The organism is Arthrobacter sp. SPT-J7 (assembly GCF_059089965.1).
Map to the genome: position 1 here is coordinate 1 of NZ_JBNHFF010000204.1, position 5,888 is coordinate 5,888.

At 65.7% G+C, this 5,888-nt stretch carries 6 protein-coding genes and 2 pseudogenes; 3 read left to right on the top strand and 5 right to left on the bottom strand.

The features are described 5' to 3' along the window. A pseudogene (locus AC5RWX_RS29335) lies at positions 1-221 on the bottom strand (ATP-dependent DNA ligase); the annotation flags it as partial. An 86-nt stretch (positions 222-307) separates the two neighbouring features. Between AC5RWX_RS29335 and AC5RWX_RS29340 the strand changes: the two are divergent. Next, positions 308-910 (top strand): dihydrofolate reductase family protein, encoded by a 603-nt coding sequence (locus AC5RWX_RS29340; protein WP_494099753.1) that lies wholly within the window; start codon positions 308-310, stop codon positions 908-910. 81 nt (positions 911-991) lie between these two features. Here AC5RWX_RS29340 and groL read toward each other — a convergent pair whose 3' ends face one another. Both groL and groES read right to left on the bottom strand, forming a co-directional pair. After that, a complete protein-coding gene (gene groL / locus AC5RWX_RS29345) occupies positions 992-2,602 on the bottom strand; it encodes a chaperonin GroEL (RefSeq protein ID WP_494099754.1) in 1,611 nt (536 codons plus the stop codon). 78 nt (positions 2,603-2,680) lie between these two features. Further along, positions 2,681-2,977: a co-chaperone GroES gene (gene groES / locus AC5RWX_RS29350; protein WP_050054380.1), complete on the bottom strand. Its 297-nt coding sequence runs from the start codon at positions 2,975-2,977 to the stop codon at positions 2,681-2,683. A gap of 224 nt (positions 2,978-3,201) precedes the next feature. Between groES and AC5RWX_RS29355 the strand changes: the two genes are divergently transcribed. Further along, positions 3,202-4,137, top strand: coding sequence for a DMT family transporter (locus AC5RWX_RS29355; protein WP_494099755.1), 936 nt, complete (start codon positions 3,202-3,204; stop codon positions 4,135-4,137). Here AC5RWX_RS29355 and AC5RWX_RS29360 read toward each other — a convergent pair. After that, positions 4,062-4,439 carry a hypothetical protein gene (locus AC5RWX_RS29360; protein ID WP_494099756.1) on the bottom strand — a complete coding sequence of 126 codons (378 nt, stop codon included), beginning with the start codon at positions 4,437-4,439 and terminating at the stop codon, positions 4,062-4,064. The genes AC5RWX_RS29355 and AC5RWX_RS29360 overlap by 76 nt on opposite strands. Positions 4,440-4,492: 53 nt before the next feature. Between AC5RWX_RS29360 and AC5RWX_RS29365 the strand changes: the two genes are divergently transcribed. Further along, the gene (locus AC5RWX_RS29365; RefSeq protein WP_494099757.1) at positions 4,493-5,725 is read left to right on the top strand and encodes a THUMP-like domain-containing protein; all 1,233 of its coding nucleotides are present in this window, start codon (positions 4,493-4,495) and stop codon (positions 5,723-5,725) included. Positions 5,726-5,730: 5 nt separating this feature from the next. Here the strand turns inward: AC5RWX_RS29365 and AC5RWX_RS29370 are convergent. Further along, a pseudogene (locus AC5RWX_RS29370) lies at positions 5,731-5,888 on the bottom strand (shikimate 5-dehydrogenase); the annotation flags it as partial.

A 5,888-nucleotide genomic window follows, 5' to 3' on the forward strand; every position in this document is an offset into this window, starting at 1 on the left:
AGGCTCGGTTCAGCGGCGGGCTCCCCCATGGCCGCTGACATGCCGCGCCAACCGACCCCTACCCGGCCCTGCCGTGGCCTGGCGGTAAGCAGGCCGACCGCCGTGGCGATGTCGGGGGGCTCGAGCCGGCGCAGCAAGTCTGCGAGTGCATCGACCTTGGCGAGCCGGGAGCGCGTGGACGCCACGGCATCCGTAGTTATCACAAGCTCCTCGAGCAGCATGGCACCAGTGTGCCACGCCGGCCGATGCCGGGTGGGGATGGCCGCCGATGCTGGACAGCATTTGAGCGCAGTTCCAGACTGGACGCATGGGAATCATCGTCGCGAACCTGTTCCTTACCCTCGACGGCGTCTACCAGGGACCCGGCGGCCGCGAAGAGGATATGGAGGGCGGCTTCGACCTTGGCGGCTGGCAGATGCCGGTATCCGACGACGAGGCTGAGGCTGCCATCGAGGCAGAAATCAGCCTGATCGACGCCCTGCTTCTCGGCCGGAAGACCTACGACATCTTCGCCGCCTACTGGCCCCACCAGTCCGGCGATATCGGCAGGAGGCTCAACCGGGTGCCGAAGTTCGTTGTTTCCAGCACCCTGACTGCTCCGGCCTGGGCGGGCACAACAGTCCTGCCGGACGCCACGGCCGCCGGCCGGCTCCGTGAGGAGTACAACCAGGTGCACGTGTTTGGCAGCGGTGTCCTCATCCGTTCATTGCTCGCGGCGGAGGTTCTGGACCGTCTCCACATCTGGCTTTATCCCGTCACGCTCGGGCAGGGCAAGCGTCTCTTCGATGCCGGGACCATTCCCGCCTCCTTCCGCCTCGCTGAGCCGGCCCGCACCTTCCCGAAAGGGGCGGTGTCGCTGGTGTACGAGCGCGCGGGCGATGTTGAGAGGCAGGACATGCCGGGCGCCTAATGCGGAACCGCCACACAAAAAACCGGCCCAGCGATGCTGGACCGGTTCTTTGTGACTACAGGGCTGCTGCGGAGACTCAGCCTAGTGGCTGTGGCCTGCGTGCTCGTCTTCCTCGGCAGGCTTCTCTGCAACAAGGGTCTCGGTGGTGAGAACCAGTGCTGCGATGGAGGCAGCGTTCCGGAGCGCTGCACGGGTGACCTTGACAGGATCGATCACTCCGGCGGAGATCAGGTCCTCGTACTCGCCCGTCTTGGCGTTGAAGCCGTTGTTGGTTTCGAGTTCGGCAACCTTGGAGGTGATGACGTAGCCGTCGAAGCCGGCGTTCTGGGCAATCCAACGCAGCGGCTGGACCAGGGCGCGGCGCACAATGCCCACAGCAGCGGCGGCGTCGCCTTCGAGTGCCGTGACTGCCGGGTCCTCATCCAGTGCCTTGAGGGCGTGGATCAGGGCGGAGCCGCCGCCGGCGACGATGCCTTCTTCGAGGGCAGCGCGGGTGGAGGAAACAGCGTCCTCGATGCGGTGCTTCTTTTCCTTCAGCTCAACCTCGGTGGCTGCACCGACCTTGATGACGCCGATGCCGCCGGCCAGCTTGGCCAGGCGCTCCTGGAGCTTTTCGCGGTCCCAGTCGGAGTCGGTGCGGGTCAGTTCGGCGCGGAGCTGGGCAACGCGTGCTGCCACGTCTTCTGCCGCACCGGCGCCGTCAACGATGGTGGTGTTGTCCTTGGTGACCGTGATGCGGCGGGCGGTACCCAGCACCTCAAGGCCAACGGTGTCCAGGCTCAGGCCCAGTTCCGGGGAGACAACCTGCGCACCGGTGAGGGTGGCGATGTCCTGCAGCATGGCCTTGCGGCGGTCGCCGAAGCCTGGAGCCTTGACGGCCACAACGTTCAGGGTGCCGCGGATGCGGTTGACGATCAGCGTGGACAGGGCCTCGCCTTCGACGTCCTCAGCGATGATGAACAGCGGCTTGGAGCTCTGCAGCGCCTTTTCCAGCAGCGGCAGGAATTCCTGCACCGAAGAGATCTTGCCCTGGTTGATCAGGATGAGGGCGTCCTCGAGGACGGCTTCCTGGCGCTCCGCGTCGGTGACGAAGTACGGGGACAGGTAGCCCTTGTCGAACTGCATGCCCTCGGTGAGGACCAGTTCAGTCTGCGTGGTGGAGGACTCTTCGATGGTGATAACACCATCCTTGCCCACCTTGCCAAATGCCTCGGCGAGGAGCTCGCCGATTTCTTCGCTCTGGGCGGAGATTGCTGCAACGCTGGCCACCTGGGTGCCTTCAACGGGGCGGGCATTCTCCAACAGGCGGGCGGCAACGGCTTCGACGGAAACCTCGATGCCGCGCTTGATCTGGCCGGGAGCGGCACCTGCCGCTACGTTGCGCAGGCCTTCCTTGACCAAAGCCTGGGCCAGAACCGTTGCAGTGGTGGTGCCGTCGCCGGCAACGTCGTTGGTCTTGGTGGCGACTTCCTTGGCCAGCTGAGCGCCAAGGTTTTCATAGGGATCGTCCAGCTCAACTTCGCGGGCGATGGTGACGCCGTCGTTCGTGATGGTGGGAGCGCCCCACTTCTTGTCCAGGACGACGTTGCGGCCGCGCGGGCCGAGCGTCACCTTGACGGTGTTGGCGAGCTTATCAATGCCGGCTTCAAGAGACCGGCGGGCAGCGTCGTTAAACGCAAGCTGCTTTGCCATGGGTTTTGTCCTTTCAAGACAGAACCCCGCGCAGCTGACCAGCAGAACGCATGACCAGCGGCACGGGGATCCGGGGAGTTACTTTACGACAATCGCCAGGACGTCGCGGGCGGACAGTACGAGGTACTCGGTGCCGCTGTGCTTGACTTCGGTTCCGCCGTACTTGGAGTAGATAACAACGTCGCCCTCGGCAACGTCGAGCGGGACGCGGTTGCCGTTGTCGTCAAAGCGGCCGGGGCCTACTGCAACAACTTCGCCTTCCTGGGGCTTCTCCTGCGCGGAGTCCGGGATAACCAGGCCGGAAGCCGTGGTCTGCTCGGCTTCGAGCGGGCGGACAACAATACGATCCTCAAGAGGCTTAATAGAGACCGACACTCGGACCTCTCCTTTTCGTCAGCAAATTCGTGGACTGGAAAGCTTTCCGCCCTGGCTGGCAAACCGTCGTCGCGGTGCCGGCAGCAGCCTGGTTGGCAGCTCTTCATGTGTTAGCACCCTCCTAGGGAGAGTGCTAATGAAGACTCTATGTAAGGGTTAGCACTCGGTCAAGGCGAGTGCCAGCGTTTCGTCATTCGCGAACCCTCGGCATGTACATTTGAGCGGTGCGAGCTGCCGTTTACCTGATCCTTGCCAACCTTTTCTGGGCCGGAAATTTTGTGGTTGGCCAGGCCGCCATGAAGACCATGGAGCCACTCCAGCTGACGTTCTGGCGATGGGTGCTGGCCGCAGTGCCGTTGCTGGTGCTGGCCCACGCCGTCGAGCGGCCGGACTGGCGGGCTGTCCTGCGCCGCTGGCCGGTCCTGCTGCTCCTGAGTTCCCTGGGCATGAGCGGCTACACCCTGTTGCTCTACAGCGCACTGCAGGACACGTCTGCCCTGAACGCCTCCCTGGTGACCGCCGCGAACCCGGCACTGATCATGGTGCTGGCCGTGGTCCTTCTCCGGGACAGGCCGCGCCCGCTGAGCTGGGTGGGGGTCGGACTCGGCCTGTTGGGCGTCCTGCTGGTGCTCACCGGCGGCGAGCTGCAGCGCCTGCTGACATTTTCCATCAACCGGGGCGAGCTGCTGATCGTTGGGGCCATCACCGTCTGGGGCCTGTACACCATCATCGCCCGCAGGTTGAGCATCCCCGCCATCACATCCACGGCGGTGCAGGTGGCCATGGCGGCCGTAGTCCTGAGCCCGCTGGCCCTCGTGACCGGCGCCGGCTTACCGGGCACCCCTTCCGAGGGCTGGTCCCTGGCGTTCATCGCACTGTTTCCCTCGCTGGGCTCCTACCTGCTCTGGAACCTCGCCCTCAAGCGGACCACCGCGGCCAACGCCGGCAACTACCTGAACCTCATCGCCGTGTTTACCGCCATCATCACTGTCGTCCTGGGCCAGCCCATCACTGTGCCGCAGGTGCTCGGCGGCGTCCTGGTCATTTCCGGAGTGCTGCTCACCAGTGCGGGCGGCAAGTCGCCTCAGCGCCCCAGGTCGTCGAAGTCGACGTCCTCCCCGCCTTCGCCCTCGCCGGCGGCCGGATTCCGCCCCCGGTAAAGCACCACCGCTGCTCCTGCCGCCGTCAGCAGGGAAGCAACCAGGATGGCGATGCTGCCGGCACGCGCGCCGTCGTAAAGCCCCCGGATGTCCCGCGCTTCCTGGGTGTCACCCGCGATGTCATCACCGCCCACAGAGTAGACCGTGGCATTGAACGTATCGAGGAAAAAGATCACCACCAAGAGCCCGATGCACACCACCGCCACCAGGGATCCGGCGATCAGGGCCGGCCGGGCAAATCTGGCGGGGCCCCTGCGCCTGGTCGATTCTCCGGACTGCTGGGGGCCTGCGCTCTCTTCCATGGTTTCAACACTATCCGCATCCCGCCGGACGCTCCTCCACTAGGCTGGAACGCATGTCTCACGCTCCCCAGGACCAGATCGCGCCGCTGCTCACCCCCGAGGGATGGGACCTTTTGGCGTCTTTGGGGCCCTACCAGGAGGACACGTCGTTCGAACTCAACTCGGCCCTGCGCAAGGCCGGGCACTCCCCTGCGCTGGTCTCCGCCGTCCTGACCCAGTCCAGGCTACGGACGAGGGCCGAAGCGAAGTTCGGTGAGTTCGCCCGGAGCATGCTGTTCACCCAGGCCGGCCTGGAGCAGGCCACGAGGCTGAACGTAGCCGCGCGACACGCCCAGCGGTTCGCCGAAGCGGGAATCAAGCATGTGGCGGACCTTGGCTGCGGCCTCGCTGCCGATTCGCTGGCGCTGGCTTCGATGGACATCACCGTGACCGCGGTGGAAATGGACGAGACCACCGCCGCCTGCGCCACGGTAAACCTCATCCCCTTCCCCAACGCCACCGTGGTCCATGCAGATGCCACCGCCGTTGCGCTGGACGGGATCGACGGCGTCTGGCTGGATCCTGCGCGCCGGGTCACCTCCACCTCCGGAACCAAGCGCATCTGGGATCCGGAAGCCTTTTCGCCGCCGCTGTCCTTTGTTCAGTCCCTGGCGGCATCCGGCCGTGCGGTCGGCGTCAAGATGGGGCCCGGGATGCCCCATGATGCCGTGCCGGCAGGCTGCGAAGCCCAGTGGGTTTCGGTGTCCGGGGATGTCACCGAAGTCGCGCTGTGGTTCAATGCAGTGCGCCGGCCCGAAGTCCGCAGGGCAGCGCTCGTCCTGGGGCCTGGGGGTGCGGCCGAACTAACCAGCGGCGAGGATTTCGGCGCAGGACCTGCAGCCGAGGTGGGACCGGTGGAGGGCTACCTGTACGAGCCGGACGGTGCGGTGATCCGTGCGGGGCTGGTGGCCGACGTCGCGCTGCAGCTGGGCGGGCACCTGGTGGATGAACATATCGCCTACATCTGCGCACCGCAACTGGTGGACACCCCCTTCGCACGGGCCTACAGGGTCCTGGACGTCATGCCGTACAACGTCAAGGCGCTCAGGGCCTGGGTGAAGGCAGAGGGCATCGGGGTGCTGGACATCAAGAAGCGCGGCACCGCCGTGACCCCTGAGGAACTGCGCAAGCAGCTGCTGCCCGGCGGCAAAAACGCGGGCAGCAGGAAGGGCGGCAACAAAACAGCCACCCTGGTCCTGACCCGCATCGGGGAGGACAGGGTGGCCATCGTGGTGGAACCGGCCTAAAGGCGCTACTGGGCGCGCATGAACTCCTCAGCCGCCCGGACCTGCTCTGCCGTGGGCCGGACCCCGGTGTACAGCACAAACTGCTCCAGCGCCTGGATAGTGGCCACCTCCGCTCCGGTGATCACCGGCTTCCCGGCGGCGCGCGCCGCCTTGATCAGCGGGG

What these genes read in the sequence shown, in the direction of transcription:
- AC5RWX_RS29340 (WP_494099753.1), top strand. Translation starts at nt 308, where the DNA reads ATGGGAATCATCGTCGCGAACCTGTTCCTTACCCTCGACGGCGTCTAC.
- groL (WP_494099754.1), bottom strand. Translation starts at nt 2,602, where the DNA reads ATGGCAAAGCAGCTTGCGTTTAACGACGCTGCCCGCCGGTCTCTTGAA.
- AC5RWX_RS29360 (WP_494099756.1), bottom strand. Translation starts at nt 4,439, where the DNA reads ATGGAAGAGAGCGCAGGCCCCCAGCAGTCCGGAGAATCGACCAGGCGC.
- AC5RWX_RS29365 (WP_494099757.1), top strand. Translation starts at nt 4,493, where the DNA reads ATGTCTCACGCTCCCCAGGACCAGATCGCGCCGCTGCTCACCCCCGAG.